The organism is Pseudomonas fluvialis (genome assembly GCF_002835605.1).
In the GTDB taxonomy this organism is placed as follows: Bacteria; Pseudomonadota; Gammaproteobacteria; order Pseudomonadales; family Pseudomonadaceae; genus Aquipseudomonas; species Aquipseudomonas fluvialis.
In genome coordinates, this window is sequence record NZ_PIYS01000008.1 from 52893 (window position 1) to 72563 (window position 19671).

Annotated in this window: 18 protein-coding genes and 1 pseudogene; 14 read left to right on the forward strand and 5 right to left on the reverse strand. The window is 64.4% G+C overall.

Annotated elements, in window-relative coordinates; genetic code table 11:
* Positions 1-10: 10 nt before the first annotated feature.
* From CW360_RS06310 to CW360_RS06340, 7 genes are read left to right on the forward strand one after another with little or no spacing between them, the layout of a single operon-like run.
* Positions 11-541: a prepilin-type N-terminal cleavage/methylation domain-containing protein gene (locus tag CW360_RS06310; protein ID WP_101193116.1), complete on the forward strand. Its 531-nt coding sequence runs from the start codon at positions 11-13 to the stop codon at positions 539-541.
* A gap of 24 nt (positions 542-565) precedes the next feature.
* Complete coding sequence (locus tag CW360_RS17190) at positions 566-1015, forward strand: pilin (protein WP_101193117.1); 450 nt, start codon at positions 566-568, stop codon at positions 1013-1015.
* Positions 1016-1020: 5 nt separating this feature from the next.
* Positions 1021-1458: a prepilin-type N-terminal cleavage/methylation domain-containing protein gene (locus CW360_RS06320; protein WP_101193118.1), complete on the forward strand. Its 438-nt coding sequence runs from the start codon at positions 1021-1023 to the stop codon at positions 1456-1458.
* Positions 1455-1901, forward strand: coding sequence for a prepilin-type N-terminal cleavage/methylation domain-containing protein (locus CW360_RS06325; protein ID WP_101193119.1), 447 nt, complete (start codon positions 1455-1457; stop codon positions 1899-1901). The genes CW360_RS06320 and CW360_RS06325 overlap by 4 nt, the downstream gene beginning before the upstream one ends.
* Positions 1901-2761, forward strand: a complete 861-nt coding sequence (locus CW360_RS06330; protein ID WP_093986214.1) for a PulJ/GspJ family protein — start codon at positions 1901-1903, stop codon at positions 2759-2761. The genes CW360_RS06325 and CW360_RS06330 overlap by 1 nt, the downstream gene beginning before the upstream one ends.
* Positions 2751-3167, forward strand: a complete 417-nt coding sequence (locus CW360_RS06335) for a hypothetical protein (RefSeq protein ID WP_101193120.1) — start codon at positions 2751-2753, stop codon at positions 3165-3167. The genes CW360_RS06330 and CW360_RS06335 overlap by 11 nt, the downstream gene beginning before the upstream one ends.
* The gene (locus CW360_RS06340) at positions 3164-7075 is read left to right on the forward strand and encodes a DUF6701 domain-containing protein (protein ID WP_157825256.1); all 3912 of its coding nucleotides are present in this window, start codon (positions 3164-3166) and stop codon (positions 7073-7075) included. Before CW360_RS06335 ends, CW360_RS06340 begins: the two co-directional genes overlap by 4 nt.
* Positions 7076-7081: 6 nt before the next feature.
* Here the strand turns inward: CW360_RS06340 and ntrC are convergent, their stop codons facing one another.
* The 5 genes from ntrC to glnA all read right to left on the reverse strand — a co-directional run bounded on the left by ntrC (position 7082) and on the right by glnA (position 12673).
* Positions 7082-8515, reverse strand: coding sequence for a nitrogen regulation protein NR(I) (gene ntrC, locus CW360_RS06345; RefSeq protein ID WP_101193122.1), 1434 nt, complete (start codon positions 8513-8515; stop codon positions 7082-7084).
* Positions 8512-9594, reverse strand: coding sequence for a nitrogen regulation protein NR(II) (glnL, locus tag CW360_RS06350; RefSeq protein ID WP_093986218.1), 1083 nt, complete (start codon positions 9592-9594; stop codon positions 8512-8514). The genes ntrC and glnL overlap by 4 nt, the downstream gene beginning before the upstream one ends.
* Before the next feature lie 247 nt (positions 9595-9841).
* Positions 9842-10477, reverse strand: a complete 636-nt coding sequence (locus CW360_RS06355) for a DUF4124 domain-containing protein (RefSeq protein ID WP_101193123.1) — start codon at positions 10475-10477, stop codon at positions 9842-9844.
* A complete protein-coding gene (locus CW360_RS06360; protein WP_101193124.1) occupies positions 10474-11091 on the reverse strand; it encodes a DUF4124 domain-containing protein in 618 nt (205 codons plus the stop codon). The genes CW360_RS06355 and CW360_RS06360 overlap by 4 nt, the downstream gene beginning before the upstream one ends.
* 169 nt (positions 11092-11260) lie before the next feature.
* Entirely contained in the window at positions 11261-12673 is a 1413-nt protein-coding gene (glnA, locus tag CW360_RS06365) for a type I glutamate--ammonia ligase (RefSeq protein ID WP_101193125.1), read from the reverse strand.
* Positions 12674-13001: 328 nt separating this feature from the next.
* Here glnA and thiI point away from each other — a divergent pair, with 328 nt between their 5' ends.
* The 7 genes and pseudogenes from thiI (at position 13002) to CW360_RS17280 (ending at position 19666) form a co-directional block, all read left to right on the forward strand.
* Complete coding sequence (thiI, locus tag CW360_RS06370; RefSeq protein ID WP_101193126.1) at positions 13002-14507, forward strand: tRNA uracil 4-sulfurtransferase ThiI; 1506 nt, start codon at positions 13002-13004, stop codon at positions 14505-14507.
* A gap of 146 nt (positions 14508-14653) precedes the next feature.
* On the forward strand, positions 14654-16471 hold the full coding sequence (typA, locus tag CW360_RS06375; RefSeq protein ID WP_101193127.1) for a translational GTPase TypA: 1818 nt from the start codon (positions 14654-14656) through the stop codon (positions 16469-16471).
* Between the two features lie 141 nt (positions 16472-16612).
* Complete coding sequence (locus CW360_RS06380; protein WP_157825257.1) at positions 16613-17008, forward strand: hypothetical protein; 396 nt, start codon at positions 16613-16615, stop codon at positions 17006-17008.
* Positions 17009-17094: 86 nt separating this feature from the next.
* Positions 17095-17382: a hypothetical protein gene (locus CW360_RS06385; protein ID WP_093984594.1), complete on the forward strand. Its 288-nt coding sequence runs from the start codon at positions 17095-17097 to the stop codon at positions 17380-17382.
* A gap of 108 nt (positions 17383-17490) precedes the next feature.
* Positions 17491-17922 carry a DUF2628 domain-containing protein gene (locus CW360_RS06390; protein ID WP_101193143.1) on the forward strand — a complete coding sequence of 144 codons (432 nt, stop codon included), beginning with the start codon at positions 17491-17493 and terminating at the stop codon, positions 17920-17922.
* A 109-nt stretch (positions 17923-18031) separates the two neighbouring features.
* Positions 18032-18808 (forward strand): annotated as a pseudogene (locus tag CW360_RS17275) (HAMP domain-containing protein); the annotation flags it as partial.
* A gap of 99 nt (positions 18809-18907) precedes the next feature.
* Positions 18908-19666: a methyl-accepting chemotaxis protein gene (locus tag CW360_RS17280; protein WP_374377901.1), complete on the forward strand. Its 759-nt coding sequence runs from the start codon at positions 18908-18910 to the stop codon at positions 19664-19666.
* Positions 19667-19671: the final 5 nt, after the last annotated feature.

Below are 19671 nucleotides of genomic sequence, written 5' to 3' on the forward strand. Positions count from 1 at the left end.
AGTGTTACTCATGCAGCGACCACAACGTGGCTTTACCCTGATTGAACTGGTGGTGGTGATTGCCATCCTCGGTATTCTCGCCGCGGTGGCCCTGCCGCGTTTCATCAACGCCACCAAGGATGCCCACGAAGCAGCCCTGAAAGGCACCGCCGGCGCCCTGGCGTCGGCGGTATTGCTGGTGCGTTCGCAATGGGAACTCAACCGCAACGGCGGCAGCAACGGCTGTGCGGGCGGCAACTGCCAGATCGATGTGCAGGGCTTTGGCGACAACACGGTGGACGTGAATGCCAATGGCTGGCCGATCGGTACCGGGCGCGCCGGCAACCCGGCCGCCACGACCGCCATGAGTGCGACGACCTGCACCCAGGTGTTTACCAGCATCCTGCAAGGCTCGGCGCCCACCGTCGGCGCGGCGACCAGCAACGACTATGTGCCCAGCGCCGCTGGCACGCTATGCACCTTCACCTACCAGCGTGATGGCGCTAACGACAGTATCCAGTACAACGCCAACACCGGCGCTGTGACCTATACCTTCCAGTAAGACTTTCCACCCGGAGTGCTACCCATGAAGAAACAACAAGGCGGCTTTACCCTGATTGAACTGATCATGGTCATCGTGATCCTCGGCATCCTGGCGGCCTTTGCCCTGCCGCGGTTTGCGGATTTCAGCAACCAGGCTCGTGTGGCCTCCATGAACGGTATTGCCGGCTCATTGCGTTCGGCTTCAGCCATTTCCCGTGCCGCGTTCCTGGCCGCTGGCAATAGTGCAGCTCCCACGGTGACCCTCGAAGGTCTGCAGATCGACATGGTCAACGGCTACCCGGCGGCCACTGAGAACGGCATCACTCGTGCAGCTCAGGTCAGTGGTGTGACTGCAACACCGGGTACGGGTGCTATCACCTACACCGTTACGGGCTACACAGGAACCAACTGCCAAGTGGTCTATACCGCTGCAACGGTTTCCGGCAGCACGGTAACACCGCCCACTATTGCGGCTACTACCGGCGGCTGCTAAGCCATATGCGCGGCTTCACCCTGGTCGAGTTGCTGATGGTCATGGTGATCATTGGCATCCTGGCTGCCGTGGTGGGGCCGCGTTTCTTTGAGCGACAGGTGTTCGACGAGCGGCTGTTCCACGAGCAGCTGGCCAGTGCCGTGCGTTATGCACAGAAGCACGCGCTGGCCAGTGGCTGCCGGGTACAGGCGCAGCTGGACAACAGCGGGCTGCGCCTGCGCCGTGCCGCCAACTGTGAAAGCGGCAGCTACAGTGCCAGCCTGCTGGCCGCCGACGGCCCTTATGCGGATATTCCCCTGCCGGCGGGCGTCAGCCTGTCGGGCAACAGTTTTCCGGTCACCTTCAACGCCCTCGGCCAGGCCGACCGCAGTGTGGCGGTCAACCTCGGTGGGCACAGCCTGCGCGTGCATGCTCCCGCCGGCTGGGTGGAGACCGGGCCATGAAGCGCCAGCGTGGCATGACCCTGGTCGAGCTGGTGATAGCCATTGTGATCATCGGTATCGCCGCCGCCGCGCTGTATTCGGCGATGGCCAGCCTGGCTGGGCGCAGTGCCGACCCCATGCTGCGCCAGCAGAGCCTGTTGCTGGCTGAAGCCTACCTGGAAGAAATCCTCGCCCAGGCCTATGCCGACCCCGGTGCTGCCGCCTGCAGCCAGCGGGCCTGTTTTGACGATGTGCTCGACTACCACAACCTCGATGAGCAGCCACCGCAGGATGCGCGCGGTGGTGTGCTCAACCAGTTGGCCGGCTATCGCGTACGGGTCAGCGTCAGCGACAGCAGCCTGGCGGCGGGGGCGGCCAGCGTGGCGGCGCGTTATGTCGAAGTGCGGGTGACCGACCCCAAGGGCGATGAGCTGCGCCTGGGTGGCTATCGGAGCAACTACTGATGCGTCGCCAGGCCGCCTTTACCCTGGTCGAACTGGTCATGGTCATTGCCCTGGCCGGGGTGGTCGCGGTGATGATCAGCACCGTGCTGGTGCGCCCGATGCAGGGCCTGGTCGACCAGAGCCGGCGTGCCGAGCTGGTCGATCAGGCGGGTCTGGCGCTGAGTCGCATGGCCCGCGACATCCGCCTGGCGGTACCCAACTCGGTGCGCGTGCAGGGCAGTGACCTGGAGCTGCTGCGTATCCAGGCGGCGGGTCGCTACCTGCCCAACCGGCTGGGTGGCGATGGCCTGCGTTTCGCTCCCGGCACAGCCGCCGAGTGCACGGCGACGGGCAATGACTGCCAGGCCTTCCAGGTGCTCGACCCGGCCCTGGCGGTGGCCGGCGCGCGCTGGCTGGTGCTGTACAACGTGGGCGCGCAGAGTGGTGGTGTAGCGGTGCCCGGCAGTAACCTGTGGGCTGCCGCTGATGCCGATGGCCGGCATGTGATCAGCCCCAGCGGCAGTACCCTGAGTTTTGCCAGCCAGGCCGGGCAGGGCGTGCTGCGCCTGCAACCGCCCGGCGGCAGTTTTGCCTTCAGCTTTGCCTCGCCGCAGCGCCGCTTTTACCTGGCGGATGAAGTGGTGGGACTGCGCTGTGATCTGGCCAACCGCCGCCTGCTGCGCTACACCCGCAGCAGCCTGGCGCCGGCTTTCAGCGCCGAGCAGAGCGAGGTATTGGCCAGCGATGTCAGCCGCTGTGCCTTCAGCTATCAACCCGGCAGCCAGCAGCGCGCCGGCCTGGTCAGCCTGACCCTGGGCTTGAGCCGCGACAATGAAGCGGTCGAGCTGTTGCAGCAAGTGCAGGTGGACAATGCGCCCTGAGTCCTCACAACGCGGCTTCGCCCTGGTCGCGGCGATGTTCCTGATCATCGTGGTGGCCTTGCTGGTGGCAGCGATGAGCCGCCTGGCCAGTGACCAGCATGGCGGCAACAGCCTGGCCATCCAGCAGGCGCGGGCCTACCAGGCCGCGCGTGCCGGCCTGGAGTGGGGCATCGCGCGTAGCTTGGGCAGTGCGGCCTGTGCGGCGGGCAGCCCTGCCTTGGCAGCCAGCAACCTGGCCGAGTTCACGGTAACGGTGAGCTGCCAGGCGCGTGGGCCCTATGTCGACGGGGCGCGCAACCTGCAGATTCTTTTGCTCACCGCCGAGGCCGGCAACGGCCTGCCAGGCGGTCGTCCCGACTATGCGTTCCGTCGCCTGCAGGCGCAAATCGAGGTCAGCCTGCCATGAATAGAGGGTCAGCCCTGCTGGGCATGCTGCTACTGCTGCTGGCCGGCCAGGCCAGTGCGGCTACTTACGGATTTGGCAACGGCTGGTTCGTTTCCAGCAACTATCCACCCTGCTCGGGGAGCTGGTCGCAATCCGGTAGCACCTATACCTGCACGGGGCGGGTCAGTTTGGCTAGCGGTGACATCCTGCGTGTGAATACCGGCTGGGGCACCAGCCCCAGCGATATCACTGTGTATGCGCTGGCGGGCTTTTCGCTGAACAACAACAGCATCGGTAACAGCGACTACCGTATTTCCCTGCGTTCGGACTATGGCAGCGTCGACGCGATTGGCAGCAACAGCATTCAGGGTTCGGTCTTGTCTGCTTCCGGGGGCATTTCGCTGAGTGGAACTGCAGTGTCTGCTGCTGTCAGCGGTACTGGTGCGGTTATCTTGGCTAACAGCCAGATTGGTGGGAGCGTCAGTGGTCAAGATGGCGTTACCAGTACCAATAGCCAGATTCAAGGGAGCCTGACTGCAGGCAGTGGAGCTATAAGCCTTACGGACAGCACTGTGCTCGGTAATGTGAATGGTCAAAATGGCGTTACCAGTACCAATAGCCAGGTTCAAGGGAGCCTGACTGCAAGCAATGGCGCCATCAACCTCACTGGCGGCCAGGTCAATGGCCTGGTGACTAGCAACTGCTGCACCCTGACCAGCAATGGCAGCAACCTGCTCGGCGGCGCCAATGCCAACTCCGGGCTGAACATCAGCGGCGGGACGCTGAGCGGCAACTTTGCCGCGAACAGCAATCCGGCCCTGTTCAGCGGGGTAACCCTGACCTCCGGCTCGGTGACAGGGGGCAGCGCGACCTTCACCGACAGCCAGCTGGGTACGCCGGATAGCCCGGTGACGGTGACCACCCAGTCCGGTGCCGTAACCCTCAATAACAGCGAGGCATTCGGCAACTTTACCGCGCCCCATTACTCGACCATTTTCGTCAACAGCCCGAGCAGCGTCACCGGTACCTGCCTGCCCAACTCGACGCCGGCCAATGCCTGCCAGCCGGCAGCACCGACCTGTTTTTTTGATGACAGCTTCGAACGCGGCAGCCTGGGCGATGCCTGGGTGACCACGCGGCGCAGCGGCACGTTCAATATCGGCATTGCCAACAACAGTGGTCGGCGCCTGCGCCTCACCAATGACTCAAGCAACGTGGCTACGGCGGCTACCCTGCAGTGGCTGCTGCCGGCGGCGCGCAACCTGGTAACCATCGAGTTCGACTACTTTGCCTATTCCAACAGCGCCAGCCGGGGTGCCGATGGTATTGCGGTGATCCTCTCCGACGGCAGCGTGACGCCGCAGCCGGGCAGCTTTGGTGGCTCGCTGGGCTATGCCCAGCGTGACAATGGTGACCCGGGGTTTGCCGGTGGTTGGCTGGGCATTGGCCTGGATGAATACGGCAACTTCGCCAACCCCACCGAAGGACGCAATGGCGGTCCCGGTTTTCGCCGCGACTCCATCACCTTGCGCGGCTCCCAGGCCGGGGCGTATCGCTACCTGGCGGGTACCGGCACGCTGGACCCGGAAGTCGACTCGAACATCGCCAGCAGTTCGGCGCGCCCCGGACATCGCTACCGCATCGTGGTCGATTCGCGCGTATCCGGACAGGCCATGGTCAGCGTGGCGCGGCGTACCAGCAGCGGCGGCAGCTTCCAGACCCTGGTTGCCCCTTTCAATGCGCTGGCCAGTGCCGGGCAGGGCAGTATTCCCAGTGATTTTCTGCTCAGCTTCACCGGCTCCACCGGCGGCAGCGTGAATATCCATGAGCTGGACAACCTGCAGGTGTGTGCCGTGCGCTACCGCCCGGTGGGGCCGCAGATCGATCACTTCCGCTTTAGCCATGCCAGCAGCAGCCTGACCTGCAACCCGCTGGAGGTGACGTTGCGGGCCTGTCTGAATGCCACCTGCAGCCAGCTGTATACCGATCCGGTGACGGTCGAACTCAGCCCTTCTGCCTTGTGGGTGGGGGGTAATCCCCTGACCTTCACGGGCGGTGTGACCACCTTACAGTTGCGCGGAAACACGCCCGGTACGGTGACGCTGGGGGTGAACAGTTCAACGCCGCCAGCCAGGGCATTCGGCACGAATTTATGCAGCACGGCCGATTGCCGGGTTAGCTTTGTCGAGAGCGGCTTCATCATCGACGCCCCAGATGTGCTCGCGGCCAAGCCGGCCAGTGCGACGATCCGGGCTGTGCGTGCCGACCCCGCCAATCCGCAGGCCTGCGTGCCGGGCTTTGCCGGGGGTAGTCGAACGCTGCAGTGGCGCGCTGGCTATATCGAACCGAACAGCGGCAGCCAGCCGGTGTTGCTCAACGGTACGCCGCTCAGCAGCAGCTACACGCCGCTGAGCGTGACCTTCGACAGCTCGGCCAGCGCCAGCCTGCCGCTGCGCTATGACGATGCCGGGCAAATGCGCCTGGAGGCCCGCTACGCGCCGAGCAGTGGCGATGAAGCCGGCCTGGTGATGACGGGCGAGGACAGCTTTGTCAGTCGCCCCTATGGCCTGTGCCTGCAAACCGCCAGTAGCTGTGCCGAAGGCAGCGACTACAGTGCCTGCCCGGTCATGCCCGGTGGCGTGCGCGCCGGTGATGCCTTCGACCTCGACCTGCGTGCCGTGGCCTGGCGTCGCGATGGCCAGCCGCTGACGGCTGACGAACTGTGCGGCAATCCCACCACGGCAAACTTCCGGCTGGGTGACATTGCCCTCAGCCACCAATTGCTGGCGCCGACTGCGGGCGTACCGGGCACGCTGAGCCTGGACCGCTACAGCCATGTACTGGGCGAGAGTACCCGCGTGCGCCCGGCGCTCAGCGAGGTGGGCGTGTTCCGCCTGACGGCCAGCCCGCCCAGCTACTTCGGCCAGCCGATCAATGGCGGCAGCAGCGCTCCGCTGGGCCGTCTGCCGCCAGCCTGGCTGGAAGCCCAGGGCAGTGCGGCGCTGCAGGCAGCCTGTACGGCTTTCAGCTACCAGGGCCAGGCCATGGGCTTTGCCCAGCCTCCGCAGTTGGAGGTGCTGGCACGCAATCGGCAGGGGCAGGTCACCGCCAACTATGACCGCCCGGGCTTCTGGCGCCTGGCGTTGCCCGCGCGGGCCAGCCAGGCGTCCGGGCTGCCCTACCTGTCGGTGGTCAGCGAGGCGGGACGCAACCCCTTTGCCAGCGCCCAGCCGGGTGCCGACCTGAACACCCGCTTGCAGGTCCAGGGCAGTGTGCTGAGCAGCGTCGACAACGCCACGTTGGGCGACGGCCGGCGCACCTTCCGCTGGACCGGGGAAAGCCTGCTCTATGCACCGGCCGCCGCGCCGCAGAGCGAGGATCTGCCCTTTACCGCCAGCGTGCAGATGGAGTTTGCCGCCGCGGCACTGCAGGACAGCGACGGCGTATGCCAGGGCGCGGGTGGTAGCTGTAGCGGCTACACCTTCAGCTTTGCCGGGACTGAGGTGCGCCTGGGACGCCTGCAGATTGGCAACGCGCATGGCAGCGAGCTGCAGAGCCTGAGCCTGCCACTGCAGCTACAGAGCTGGCAAAGCCAGGCTGGGCGCAACCTGTTCCTCGCGGAAAACGCCGACAGTTGCAGCAATGCGCTGCTGCAGACGGCCGAGCTAGGGCCTTACTCCGGCAATCTAGAGGGGCATACCCATGCCAGCCTGGGTTGGCCGCTGGCCGCACAGGGCAGCCTGCTGCTGAGTGCGCCGGGGGCCGGCAACCAGGGCTCCGTGCTGGCGCGCCTGCGCGATACCCCGGCCTGGCTATGGTTCGACTGGCGTGGTGCAGGCCGTGAGCCGGCCAGTGGCCTGGCCAGCTTCGGCATTCATCGTGGCAGCGCGCCGCTGATCTACCGCCGTGAGCTGTACCGCACCCAGTAATGCCAGCTAGTCGTCGCTGTCATCCTCGTCGCCGCCGTCGACGTTCATGCCCAGCTCCTTGATCTTGCGGGTCAGCGTATTGCGTCCCCAACCGAGCAGCAGGGCGGCGTCGCGGCGGCGGCCGGCGGTGTGCTTGAGGGCGGTTTCGATCATGATCCGCTCGAAGCAGGGCACCGCACAGTCCAGCAGGTTGCTTTGCCCGCGGGCCAGAGCCTGGTCGGCCCACAGGCGCAGGGCCTGCTGCCAGTCGCCGGTCTGGCCGGTCTCGGCCGGCTGGTTGAGCAGTTCGGGCGGCAGGTCGTCGACATGCACCTCGCGCCCCGAGGCCATCACGGTGATCCAGCGGCAGGTGTTTTCCAGCTGGCGTACGTTACCCGGCCAGGCCAGTTGCCGCAGATAGTCTTCGGTTTCGCTTTTCAGCAGCTTGGGCTCAACGGCCAACTCCTGGGCGGCGCGGGCAAGAAAATGGCGGGCCAGCGCGGGGATGTCTTCGCGGCGGTCGGCCAGGCGCGGGATATGGATGCGGATGACGTTGAGGCGGTGGAACAGGTCCTCGCGGAACTTGCCCTCGCGCACCAGGTTTTCCAGGTTCTGGTGCGTGGCGGCGATGATGCGTACGTCGACTTTCACCGGCGTGTGCCCGCCGACCCGATAGAACTCGCCGTCGGCCAGCACGCGCAGCAGGCGGGTCTGCGTATCGGCCGGCATGTCGCCGATCTCGTCGAGGAACAGCGTGCCGCCGTCGGCCTGCTCGAAGCGTCCACGGCGCTGGTTGGCGGCGCCGGTAAACGCGCCTTTTTCGTGGCCGAACAGCTCGGACTCCATCAGATCCTTGGGGATCGCCGCCATGTTCAGCGCGATGAACGGCGCGGCGGCGCGCGGGCTGTGGCGGTGCAGGGCATGGGCGACCAGCTCCTTGCCGGTACCCGATTCACCATTGATCAGCACGGTGATGTTGGAGTGGCTGAGGCGGCCGATGGCGCGGAACACCTCCTGCATGGCCGGTGCCTCGCCAATGATTTCCGGGCTGCGTAGCTGCGGCTCGGGTTCGGCCTGGCGCAGTTGCTCCTGGGCGTGCAGGTTGGCGCGCTTGACCAGCGACACGGCTTCGTCGACGTCGAAGGGCTTGGGCAGGTATTCGAAGGCGCCGCCCTGGTAGGAGGCCACCGCGCTGTCCAGGTCGGAGTGCGCGGTCATGATGATCACCGGCAGGCGCGGGTGCATCTGGCGGATTTCGGCCAGCAGGTCGAGACCGCTGGTGCCAGGCATGCGGATGTCGGAAATGATCACATCCGGCTGCTGGCGGGTCAGGCGATTGAGGACACCGTCGGCGCTTTCGAAGCACTGGGTGTTGAGGCCTTCCTGCTGCAGGGCCTTTTCCAGGACCCAGCGGATGGAACGGTCGTCGTCGACAATCCAGACGGTTTCGCTTCGGCTCATGACGGTGCGGCTCCTTGTTCCAGCGGCAGGAAGATCGAGAACAGGGTGTGGCCCGGATGGCTCTCACACTCGATCAGGCCCTGGTGCTGGCTGATGATGGTCTGGGTAATGGCCAGGCCGAGGCCGGTGCCGTCGGCGCGCCCACTGACCATGGGGTAGAACAGGGTTTCTTGCAGTTCGGCGGGAATACCCGGACCGTTGTCGATGATTTCCACCTTGCATACCAGGCGATGGCGGGTATGTCCGATGGTGAACTGGCGCAGGCTGCGGGTGCGCAGGGTGATGCGGCCGAGGCGCTGTTCTGGCTGGCTGGCCAATGCCTGCATGGCATTGCGCACGATGTTCAGAACCGCCTGGATCATTTGTTCGCGGTCGACCAGCAGTTCCGGAATGCTCGGGTCGTAGTCGCGGACCAGGGTGATGCTGCCCTGGCTTTCCAGGTCGACCAGGCTGCACACCCGCTCCAGTACCTCGTGGATGTTGGTGGGCGACAAGGCCGGCAGCTTGTTCGAGCCGAGCATGCGGTCGACCAGGTTACGCAGGCGGTCGGCTTCCTCGATGATCACGTCGGTATAGTCGCGCAGCTCGGTAGCGGGCAGCTCGCGTGCCAGGAGCTGGGCGGCGCCACGGATACCGCCGAGGGGGTTCTTGATCTCGTGGGCCAGGCCACGCACCAGCATCTTGGTGGTTTCCTGCTTGGACAACTGGGCCTCTTCCTTGCTGATGCGCAGCAGGCGGTCACGCGGGTGGACTTCCAGCAACAGCAGGGTGGTACCACGGCTGAGAATCGGCGTGACGGCATAGTCGACCACCAGGCTCTGCCCGTTCAGCGAGGTCAGGTGGGCCTCGCGCTTGGTGAACGGATGCGCCTGCACCACGGCTTGGTGCAGGGCGTTGAGTGCTTCGGGCGACTCGGTGAACAGCTCGCTGATGAACTGGCCGTGGCTGCGTTGGCCGCTGATGGCCAGGAGCATTTCGGCCGCGGGATTCATGTACTCCAGGCGCAGCTCGTCATTGAGCAGCAACGTGGCCGTGGTCAGGTTGTCCAGCAATAGGCGGTGCAGCGCGTGATCGATCATGGGCATGCCTTCCTCAAGTGCTGCAGGATGAAGCAAGAAGCAAACCAGCTTTGCCAAAAAACCGGAAAAAGCCCGCCGTTACTGGCCTGCTTACACGATCGCCGGGCTGGTGGGCGTGTCCTTGCCTGATCGCAGGGCATTTCAGTGCACCAAGATAGTGCATGGCGGGGCGGCCTGCTATCTCGGGGTGCATGTTCGTTGCGTCAGGGCGGAGCGCCTGGCCTGCCGAGGACAGGCCGACGGCCTGTTAGAGGAAGGGCAGCAGTTTGCGCGGTTCTACCGGCTTGTCCTTGAGGGGGCACTCGGGACGTACCCCGTAGTCTGCCTTCTGGCAGGGATTCACCCGGCGCTTCTGGGCCAGGGAAATGCGCTGCATGTGCAGCGGTTGTGCGGGGGTGCGTTCCAGGGTCTTGCCGGCTGCATCGATGATTTCCACGGCCAGCATGTGGCTGCCGCGGTCGACATTGTTCAGCACGATGGCCGCGCTGCGGCTGGGTTCGCCATAGGGTTGGCCATCCAGCAGTACGCGGTACTGGTGGCCCTCCTGCAGGGTGGGGTCGCTCTGCACGGTGACGAGAATTTCCCCGCCGGCATGGCTGATGCTGGCGTCGACCTGCGGCAGGAGGATGCGCAGTAACGCATAGGCTGGCGCGGCGACCTCGGCCAGCTGCTGTGGCGGCGGTGCCGGGATGCCCAGGCGTGCCGGTTGTGGCGGGCTGATCGGCACTGCCGGGCTTGGCTTCAGCTCGATGCGCTGGGCCTGGCTGGTGCGTGGCTTGTCGGTGAACACACGGTTGCCCTCGGCATCGATGTAGGTATACACCTGGGCACTCAGCGGCGTGCAGCAGAGCAACAGCAGGCTGGCGAGAATGCGCTGCCTCATCGTGGTGCGGCGATGCTGTTGGACTGCGGAGCAGGGGCCGGCGCGCTGGGGGCCGGGCTGGGGGTCGGTTTGGGCTGCGGGGGCGGGGGGCGCAGCGCCGGGCTGCCGGTGTTGACGCGCTGCACGGTGAAGGTATGGCTTTCGCTCTGCTGAATGACCTGTTCGCCGGCCAGCACCTGCACGGCCAGTTGATGTTCGCCGCGGTCGGCGTTGACTACCTGCAGCTGGCTGCCGCGCGTGGCCGGGCCGTGCGGTTGGCCGTCCAGTACGAGGCGCAGGCGGTGGTTGGCGCGCAGTGCCGGGCGCAGTTCGACGTTCACGCTGAACGTGCCGTTGTTGGCGCGCAGGGCGCCATCGTCAGCGGGCAGGCCGAGCAGGCGCAATGTGCTGTAAGCCTGGCCGGTAGCCGCAGGCTCGCCACCCGTGGCTTCCAGCGTGGGCATGGGGGGTGGCTGCACGGTGTTGACCGCCGGCAGGGTGACCTGCTCGCTGGCCACGCCCTGCGGTGCCTGGTCGCTGAATACCGTGTTGCCTTGAGCATCGGTGTACTTGTAGATCTGGGCCGTGGCGGGCAGCGCCAGGCTGCACAGCAGGCATATGAGCGACAGGCGCATTGGGGGTCTCCTCCTCGTCAGCCTGTTAAGCCTTGCACCACGCCGGCCAGCTGGCAAGCGGCAAAGGGCCAGGCAGCGATAGCCATCATGCTTTGTCCGAGCCGGTGTCGTGCGCAGGCATAAAAAAGCCCCGCGCGGTTTCCCGGGCGGGGCTATGCCGGTCAGGGCATCAGACGCTGTAGTACAGGTCGTATTCCAGCGGGTGTACGAAGGTGCGTACCTTGATTTCCTCGGCGGCCTTCAGTTCGATGAAGGAGTCGAGGAACTCGCGGCTGAATACGCCACCCTTGAGCAGGAAGTCGTGGTCGGCTTCCAGGGCTTCCAGCGCTTCCTTGAGGCTGCCGCACACCTGCGGGATCAGCTTGGACTCTTCCGGCGGCAGGTCGTAGAGGTTCTTGTCGGCGGCATCGCCCGGGTGGATCTTGTTCTGGATACCGTCGATACCGGCCATCAGCAGGGCAGCGAAAGCCAGGTAGGGGTTGGCAGCCGGGTCCGGGAAGCGTGCTTCGATACGGCGGCCTTTCGGGCTGGCAACGTACGGAATACGGATCGAGGCGGAACGGTTGCGGGCCGAGTAGGCCAGCATGACCGGTGCTTCGAAGCCGGGAACCAGACGCTTGTAGGAGTTGGTCGACGGGTTGGTCAGGGCGTTCAGGGCCTTGCCGTGCTTGATGATACCGCCCACGAAGTACAGGGCAGTTTCCGACAGGCCGGCATAGCCGTCACCGGCGAAGGTGTTCTTGCCGTCTTTGGCGATCGACATGTGAACGTGCATGCCCGAACCGTTGTCGCCATACAGCGGCTTCGGCATGAAGGTAGCGGTCTTGCCGTAGGCTTCGGCAACGTTGTGTACGCAGTACTTGAGGGTCTGTACTTCGTCAGCCTTGGCCACCAGGGTGTTGAACTTCACGCCGATCTCGTTCTGGCCGGCGGTAGCCACTTCGTGGTGGTGTACTTCGACGACCTGGCCCATTTCTTCCAGGGCGTTGCACATGGCGGTACGGATCTCGTGGTCCGGATCGCTCGGCGGGGTCGGCAGGTAGCCGCCTTTTACGCCGATGCGGTGGCCGTTGTTGCCCTGGCCGCCGTTGAAGTCGGCATCGCTGTTCCAGGCGGCCTGTTCGGAGAAGATCTTGAACATCGAGCCGGACATGTCGGACTTGAACTTGACCGAGTCGAAGATGAAGAACTCCGGCTCCGGACCAACGAATACGGTGTCACCGATGCCGGTGGACTTGAGGAACTCTTCAGCGCGCTTGGCGATGGCGCGCGGATCGCGGTCGTAGCCCTGCATGGTGCTCGGCTCGATCACGTCGCAGACCAGGATCAGCGTCGGCTCTTCGGTGAACGGGTCCAGGACGGCAGTGCTGTCGTCCGGCAGAAGGATCATGTCGGAGGCTTCGATGCCTTTCCAGCCATGGATCGACGAGCCGTCGAACATCTTGCCGTGCTCGAAGAAGTCTTCGTCCAGCGCGTCACGGGCCGGCATGGTGATGTGGTGCTGCTGCCCCTTGATGTCGGTGAAGCGCAGGTCTACCCACTTCACATCGTGTTCTTTGATCAGTTGAATTGCCTTAGACATGCTGTCCTCCAGTTGGAAAGGGGCGGCCGATGGCGCCTCTGTAGCGGTGCGAAGCCGGGCGGATCATCCGCCTGTGCGACTTGACTCACAAGAGAGCAATTAGCGTGCCACTGCTCGAAAATGGGCCGCAGGCCGCCAAATCAGGGCGGCTACGTTGTTTATAGCGGAGTGCCAGGCTTTTTTCGCACCTTAATAGTGCGCGCCATGCGTGAGATGCACGCAAATGAGGCAGCGGCGGCCTTCTGCTTGTTTTTGGTCAAGTCTTGAACAAATTCCGCTATACTCCGCGCCCCTCTTTTCTTGCGTCCTGCCGCTGGCACTGCTTGCCATGAAATTCATCGTCAAAGTCTTCCCGGAAATCACCATCAAGAGCCGGCCGGTGCGCAAGCAGTTCATCCGCCAGCTGGGGAAGAATATCCGCAGCGTTTTGCGCGAACTTGACCCGCAGCTGCAGGTGCAGGGCGAGTGGGACAACCTTGAGGTGCAAACCAGCCTGCAGGAACCGCGCGCGCGCGCCGCGCTGATCGCACGGCTGCGTTGCGTGCCGGGCATCGCGCACTTCCTGGAAGTACACGATTACCCGCTGGGTGACTTCGACGACATCCTCGACAAGTGTCGCCAGCACTTCGGCAGTCAACTGCCGGGCAAGGTCTTCAGCGTGCGCTGCAAGCGCGGCGGCAAGCACAGCTTCAGCTCCGTGGAAGTAGCCAGCTACGTGGGCAGCCACCTGCGTCGCGAGTTCGGCGCCGCCGGTATCGACCTGAAGAATCCCGAGGTGCAGGTACGCATCGAGATTCGCCACGACCGCCTCTATGTGGTGCACGCCCAGCATGAGGGCATTGGTGGCTACCCGCTCGGTTCGCTGGAGCAGAGCCTGGTGCTGATGTCCGGTGGCTTCGACTCCACCGTTGCGGCCTACCAGATGATGCGCCGTGGCCTGCTAACGCACTTCTGCTTCTTCAACCTGGGGGGGCGTGCCCACGAGCTGGGCGTGATGGAAGTGGCGCACTTCCTCTGGCAGAAGTACGGCAGTTCGCACCGCGTGCTGTTCATCAGCGTGCCGTTCGAGGAAGTGGTTGGCGAGTTGCTCAACAAGGTCGACAACAGCCACATGGGCGTCATCCTCAAGCGCATGATGCTGCGCGTGGCCACCCGCCTGGCCGAGGAGCTGTATATCGATGCGCTGGTCACCGGCGAGGCGATCAGCCAGGTGTCCAGCCAGACCCTGACCAACCTCAAGGTTATCGACGCGGCCACCGACATGCTGGTGCTGCGCCCGCTGATCGCCAGCCACAAGCAGGACATCATCGACTGTGCCACGCAGATCGGCACGGCCGACTACGCCAAGCACATGCCCGAATACTGCGGGGTCATTTCGGTAAACCCCACGACCCGCGCCAAGGCCTATCGGGTCGAGCATGAAGAGCAGCAGTTCGACATGGCGATCCTGGAGCGTGCCCTGCAGCGCGCGCGCAAGATCACCGTGGACAAGCTGATCGACGAACTGGGCGCCGACGTCCAGGTCGAGGAAGTCCAGCAGGCGCTGAGCGGGCAGATCATCCTGGATATCCGCCCCGCCGATGCCGTCGAGGAACAGCCGCTGCAGGTCGAAGGCATCGAGGTGCAGACCTTGCCGTTCTACGCGCTGAACAGCCGCTTCAAGGAGCTGGATGCCAGCCGCCAGTACCTGTTGTATTGCGACAAGGGCGTAATGAGCCGCCTGCATGCTCACCACCTGCTCAGCGAAGGGCATGCCAACGTGCGTGTCTATCGCCCCGCCGGGCAGCCACAAACCGCAAGCTATCAGCCGCAAGAAGGTCACGTGCCGTCATGATCAAGGAGCAGCTCAGACGCAGCGCGCGGCGCCGCAGGCACCCTCCCGACGGCAAACGCTGAATCCGTCATGTTTTTAGGCTTTTCTTCGGTTTTTATCTTGCTGCTTGTCGCCTCCGGCTTGCCGCTCTTTTTTAGGAAAACATCGTGATCGAAAATCTGCGCAATATCGCCATCATCGCCCACGTCGACCATGGCAAAACCACCCTGGTAGACAAGCTGCTGCGCCTGTCCGGCACCCTCGACCGCAAAGAAGCGGAAAACGAGCGGGTGATGGACTCCAATGACCAGGAAAAAGAGCGCGGTATCACCATCCTGGCCAAGAACACTGCCCTGAAGTGGGGCGACTACAACATCAACATCGTCGACACCCCCGGACACGCCGACTTCGGCGGTGAAGTGGAGCGTGTGATGTCGATGGTCGACTCCGTACTGCTGGTGGTCGATGCCCAGGACGGCCCGATGCCGCAGACCCGCTTCGTGACTCAGAAGGCCTTCAAGGCCGGCCTGCGTCCGATCGTCGTGGTCAACAAGATCGACCGTCCCGGCGCGCGCCCGGACTGGGTCATCGACCAGATCTTCGACCTGTTCGACAACCTCGGTGCTACCGATGAGCAGCTGGACTTCCCGATCGTCTACGCCAGCGCCCTGAACGGCATCGCCGGCCTCGACCACGAGAACATGGACGACAACATGGATGCCCTGTTCCAGGCCATCGTCGACCACGTGCCGGCTCCCAAGGTCGACAGCGAAGGCCCGTTCCAGATGCAGATCTCCCAGCTGGACTACAACAGCTTCCTCGGCGTGATCGGCATCGGCCGTATCACCCGTGGCCGCATCAAGGCCAACAGCCCGGTCGTCGCCATCAGCGACGACGGCAGCAAGCGCAACGGCCGCATCCTGAAGATCATGGGGCACTCCGGCCTGCAGCGCGTGGAAGTCCCGGAAGCCGAAGCCGGTGACATCGTTTGCGTATCCGGCATGGACGAGCTGTTCATCTCCGACACCCTGTGCGATCCGCAAAACGTCGAAGCCCGTCCGCCGCTGACCGTCGACCAGCCCACCGTGAGCATGACCTTCCAGGTCAACGATTCGCCCTTTGCCGGCCGCGAAGGCAAGTTCGTCACCAGCCGCAACATCAAGGAGCGCCTGGAAAAAGAACTGCTGCACAACGTGGCCCTGCGCGTCGAGCCGGGTGACTCCGCCGAGAAGTTCAAGGTGTCCGGGCGTGGCGAGCTGCACCTCTCGGTACTGATCGAAACCATGCGCCGCGAAGGCTTCGAGCTGGCCGTGGGCCGCCCGGAAGTGGTGATCATCGAGAAGGACGGCGAGAAGCAGGAGCCCTACGAGAACGTCACTATCGATATCGAGGAACAGCATCAGGGGCCGGTGATGGAGCAGATGGGTCTGCGCAAGGGCGACATGACCAACATGATCCCTGACGGCAAGGGGCGTATCCGCCTGGAGTACCTGATCCCGGCGCGTGGCCTGATCGGTTTCCGTAACGCCTTCCTGACCATGACCTCGGGCACCGGCATCCTCACTTCGACCTTCGACCACTACGGTCCGGTCAAGGCCGGCGAAGTGGCCCACCGCCAGAACGGTGTGCTGGTCTCCATGGCCACCGGCACCGCGCTGACCTACTCCCTGGAAACCCTGCAGGACCGCGGCAAGCTGTTCCTGTCGCCGGGTGACGAAGTCTACGAAGGCCAGCTGGCCGGCATCCACAGCCGCGACAACGACCTGGTGATCAACCCGACCAAGGCCAAGAAGCTCGACAACATGCGTGCTTCCGGTAAGGACGAGACCATCCAGCTGACCCCGGCACTGAAGTTCACCCTGGAGCAGGCGCTGGAGTTCATCGACGAAGACGAACTGGTCGAAGTGACGCCGAAGTCGATTCGCCTGCGCAAGAAGCTGCTTAACGAGAACGACCGCAAGCGCTACGAGCGCAGCAAGGTCTAAGCGCCAAGTACTTCACGCGGTACAACAAAAAGCCCCGGCAGAGCCCTCTGCCGGGGCTTTTTGTTGGACGGCTGGCTTGCCGTCTGCCGCGCCGCTGATTAAGGTCGACGCAGCCCCGTAGCGCCCCGCATAAGGACATGCATGCCCCGCCTCATCCCCCGCCAGTCGCACCCCTACCAAGCCCCCCTGACCGCCCCTGAGCAGCTTGCTCCGCTCAGGGCCCGCTCCGTGGCGATTCCGTTGGCTGTGGGGTTGCTGTGTGCGCTGTTGGCGGCGCTGCTGCCGACGCTGGTGGTGCCGTCGTTTTGGCCGATTTTCGAGGCCTTCGGCGAGCACCTGCCCCTGATTACTGCGCTTGCGCTGAACTACTACTTGTTGCTCTGGCTGTGGCCGCTGGGTTTTGTCGTGGTGTTCCTCTGCTGGCCGGCGGCGCGACGCCGTGGCTGGGTGCCCTGCCTGACGGGCGTGCTGGGCCTGCTGGCCAGCCTGGTATTGCTGGCTGTGTCGATGTATGGGCCGATCTTCAGTTTGGGCTAGGGCTTGTAAACCGCCTAGTAGCGGGCCATCGAGGCTGCCCTGACGATCAGGGATGTCGGCATATTGCGATTCATGGAGGCGCAGGCATGTGGGATGACGGTCGTTTGCTGCTGGCCTTGGGGCTGTTTGCCAGCGGGCTGTATCTGTTGGTGAATCTGCTGTTCTGCCCGTTCAGCGCGCTGCAGCTGGGGCTGGCAGTGGCTTGCCTGCTGGCGGCGTACTGGGTGAAGCCGAGGCGGCGCAGCCTGGGCGAGGTGGCCGACTGGCTGGATGTCCTCGATCTGCTCATCGAGTTGCCTGTACGTGCCGTGCTGGGGCTGCTGCGTGGCGTGGCGCGGTTGCTGCGCGGCGATGTGGGTGGCCTGGATTTGTAGTGGCGTGTTTCGCGAGCCATGCCCGGTTTGCCTGCTGCGCCTGGCGCAGAATGCGTCGTGCCGGTGATGCCGGCCTTGTCCACCTCGCTGCGCTGCAAGGAGAAACGCGTGAGCCAAGCCAATGTGTATGCCCCGCCCCAGGCGGAATTGTCCAACCGGCAGAACGAGACCCAGGTCATTGATGCGCTGACGGTGTCTGACGGTTGGAAACGCACCTTCCACTTGCTGGTCAAGGCCGGTGGCCCGCGTTTGCCGAATCTGCAGGCCTTGAGCGGCGGCGAGCGCTTCAAGGTGAGTTTCAACATCCTGGGGTTCCTCTTCGGGCCTTTCTACTACCTGGCCAAGGGCATGTGGAAAAAGGCGCTTAGCCTGTTTGCCGCCTGCCTGGCGGTGCTCATTCCGCTGAGCCTGACGTTGGAGTATTTCGGCCTGGATGCACTGGCCAATGCTTTGGGTTATGGCGCTGCCGCGGTTTTCGCGGTGCGTGCGAATATCGATTACTACAAGAAAGCCTGTCTGGACGATAACAGCTGGTGGTAGTGCGCGCGGCCCGCGCCGCGACGCTCTGCCACGTCCGGCAGCAGGCAGCGCTGCCGAGTAGCAGCTATGCTCAGGCAACACCTGTCATGTCGTGTTGCTGGAGCTTGCCATGTTGCGCCTGTTTGCTGATCTCGCGTTTCGCTGGAAGATTGCCCTGCCGATCATCGGCCTGGCCGTTTTGCTGCTGTTGACCGGAGGGCTGGGTGTGCGCGGCATCAGCCAGGAGGTGGAGTCGAGCACGCGGCTGACCGAGCGTTACCTGCCGGCCATCAGTCTGTTGCTGAACGCCGACCGTGACTTGTACCAGGCCTTTGTGGCCGAGCGCAGCCTGCTTGGTGCAGGTAGCGCGGCACATCTTCAGGCGCTGCGCGATAGCCATGCAGAAAACCTGCAGCAGGCCTATGCACGCGTGCATCAGTATGCCGACTTGCGTCCAGGCGACGATGCGTTGCGCCTGGTGGCCGTATTTGACCGGGATTTTACCCGTTGGCAGGAGACGTCCCGGCAGGTCTTGCAGCTGTCGCAAAGCGATGTGCAGGCGGCCAGCGCCCTGAGCTTTGCGCAAAGCGAAGCGCAGTTCGAGGCCATGCGCGATGCCATCGACAAGTTGGGTGAGCTGGAAGACCAGGCGGCGGCTGCGGAAGGCCGGGCGGCCATCGAGCGGGGCAAGACCGTGCAGTGGCAGCAGTCACTGCTGGTGGCGCTGGGGCTGCTGGGCTGCCTTGTACTGGTGCTGGGGTTCCCGCTGCTGGTCACCCGGCCCATGCACCGTCTGTTGCAGCGGATCGAGCAAATTGCCGATGGGGACGGTGATTTGCGGGCGCGTGTCGAGGTTGCCTCCGCCGATGAGCTGGGTCGTCTGGGGCGTGCGTTCAACCGCTTTCTCGACAAGCTGCAGCCGCTGATTGGCGAAGTAGGCGCGGTGACTGGTGAGCTGTCGCGCGCGGCCAGCGGCCTGTCGGCGGCGGCGGCGGAGAGCCGCCAGGTGATTCAGGAGGAACACCTGGCGGTAGACCAGGTCACCACCGCCGCCACGCAGATGAGCGCCGCCGTGCATGAGGTGGCGCGCAATGCGCAGGCGTCCGCCGAGGCGTCCCGTCAGGCGGGTGAGCAGTCGCAAGCGGGTGCCCAGGCGGTCAATGCGACTATCCAGGCCATGCGCGCCATGGCTCGCGAAGTGGAGCAGGCCCAGGCCAGTATCCACGAGCTGGAAGCGGAAACGGCGAGCATTGGTGCGGTGCTGGAGGTGATTCGGGGGATTGCCGAACAAACCAATTTGTTGGCGCTCAACGCCGCCATCGAGGCGGCGCGCGCCGGTGAGCAGGGGCGTGGCTTTGCTGTGGTGGCTGACGAAGTGCGCGCCCTGGCGGCACGCACGCAGGATTCGACCAAGGACATCCAGTCGCGCATCGAGCGCCTGCAGGGCGGTGTTCAGCAGGCGGTGCGCGTCATGCAGGCGGGTAGTCAGCAGGCGCGTGCCGGGGTGGAGCAAGCCGCGGGAGTCGACCAGGCACTGGTGTCTACCAATGAGGCGGTGCAACGCATCAGCGACATGGCTGCACAGATCGCCACGGCCTGTGAGCAGCAGAGCAGTGTGACCGAGGAGATCGCCCGCAATATCAGCGACATCAATACCTTGTCCAACCGTGCCGCGCAGATGTCCGATGACAGTGCGCAGGCCAGCCAGCAACTGACGGTCACCGCCGAGCAGTTGACGCGCCTGGTGGCGCGTTTCCGCGTCTAGTCGGG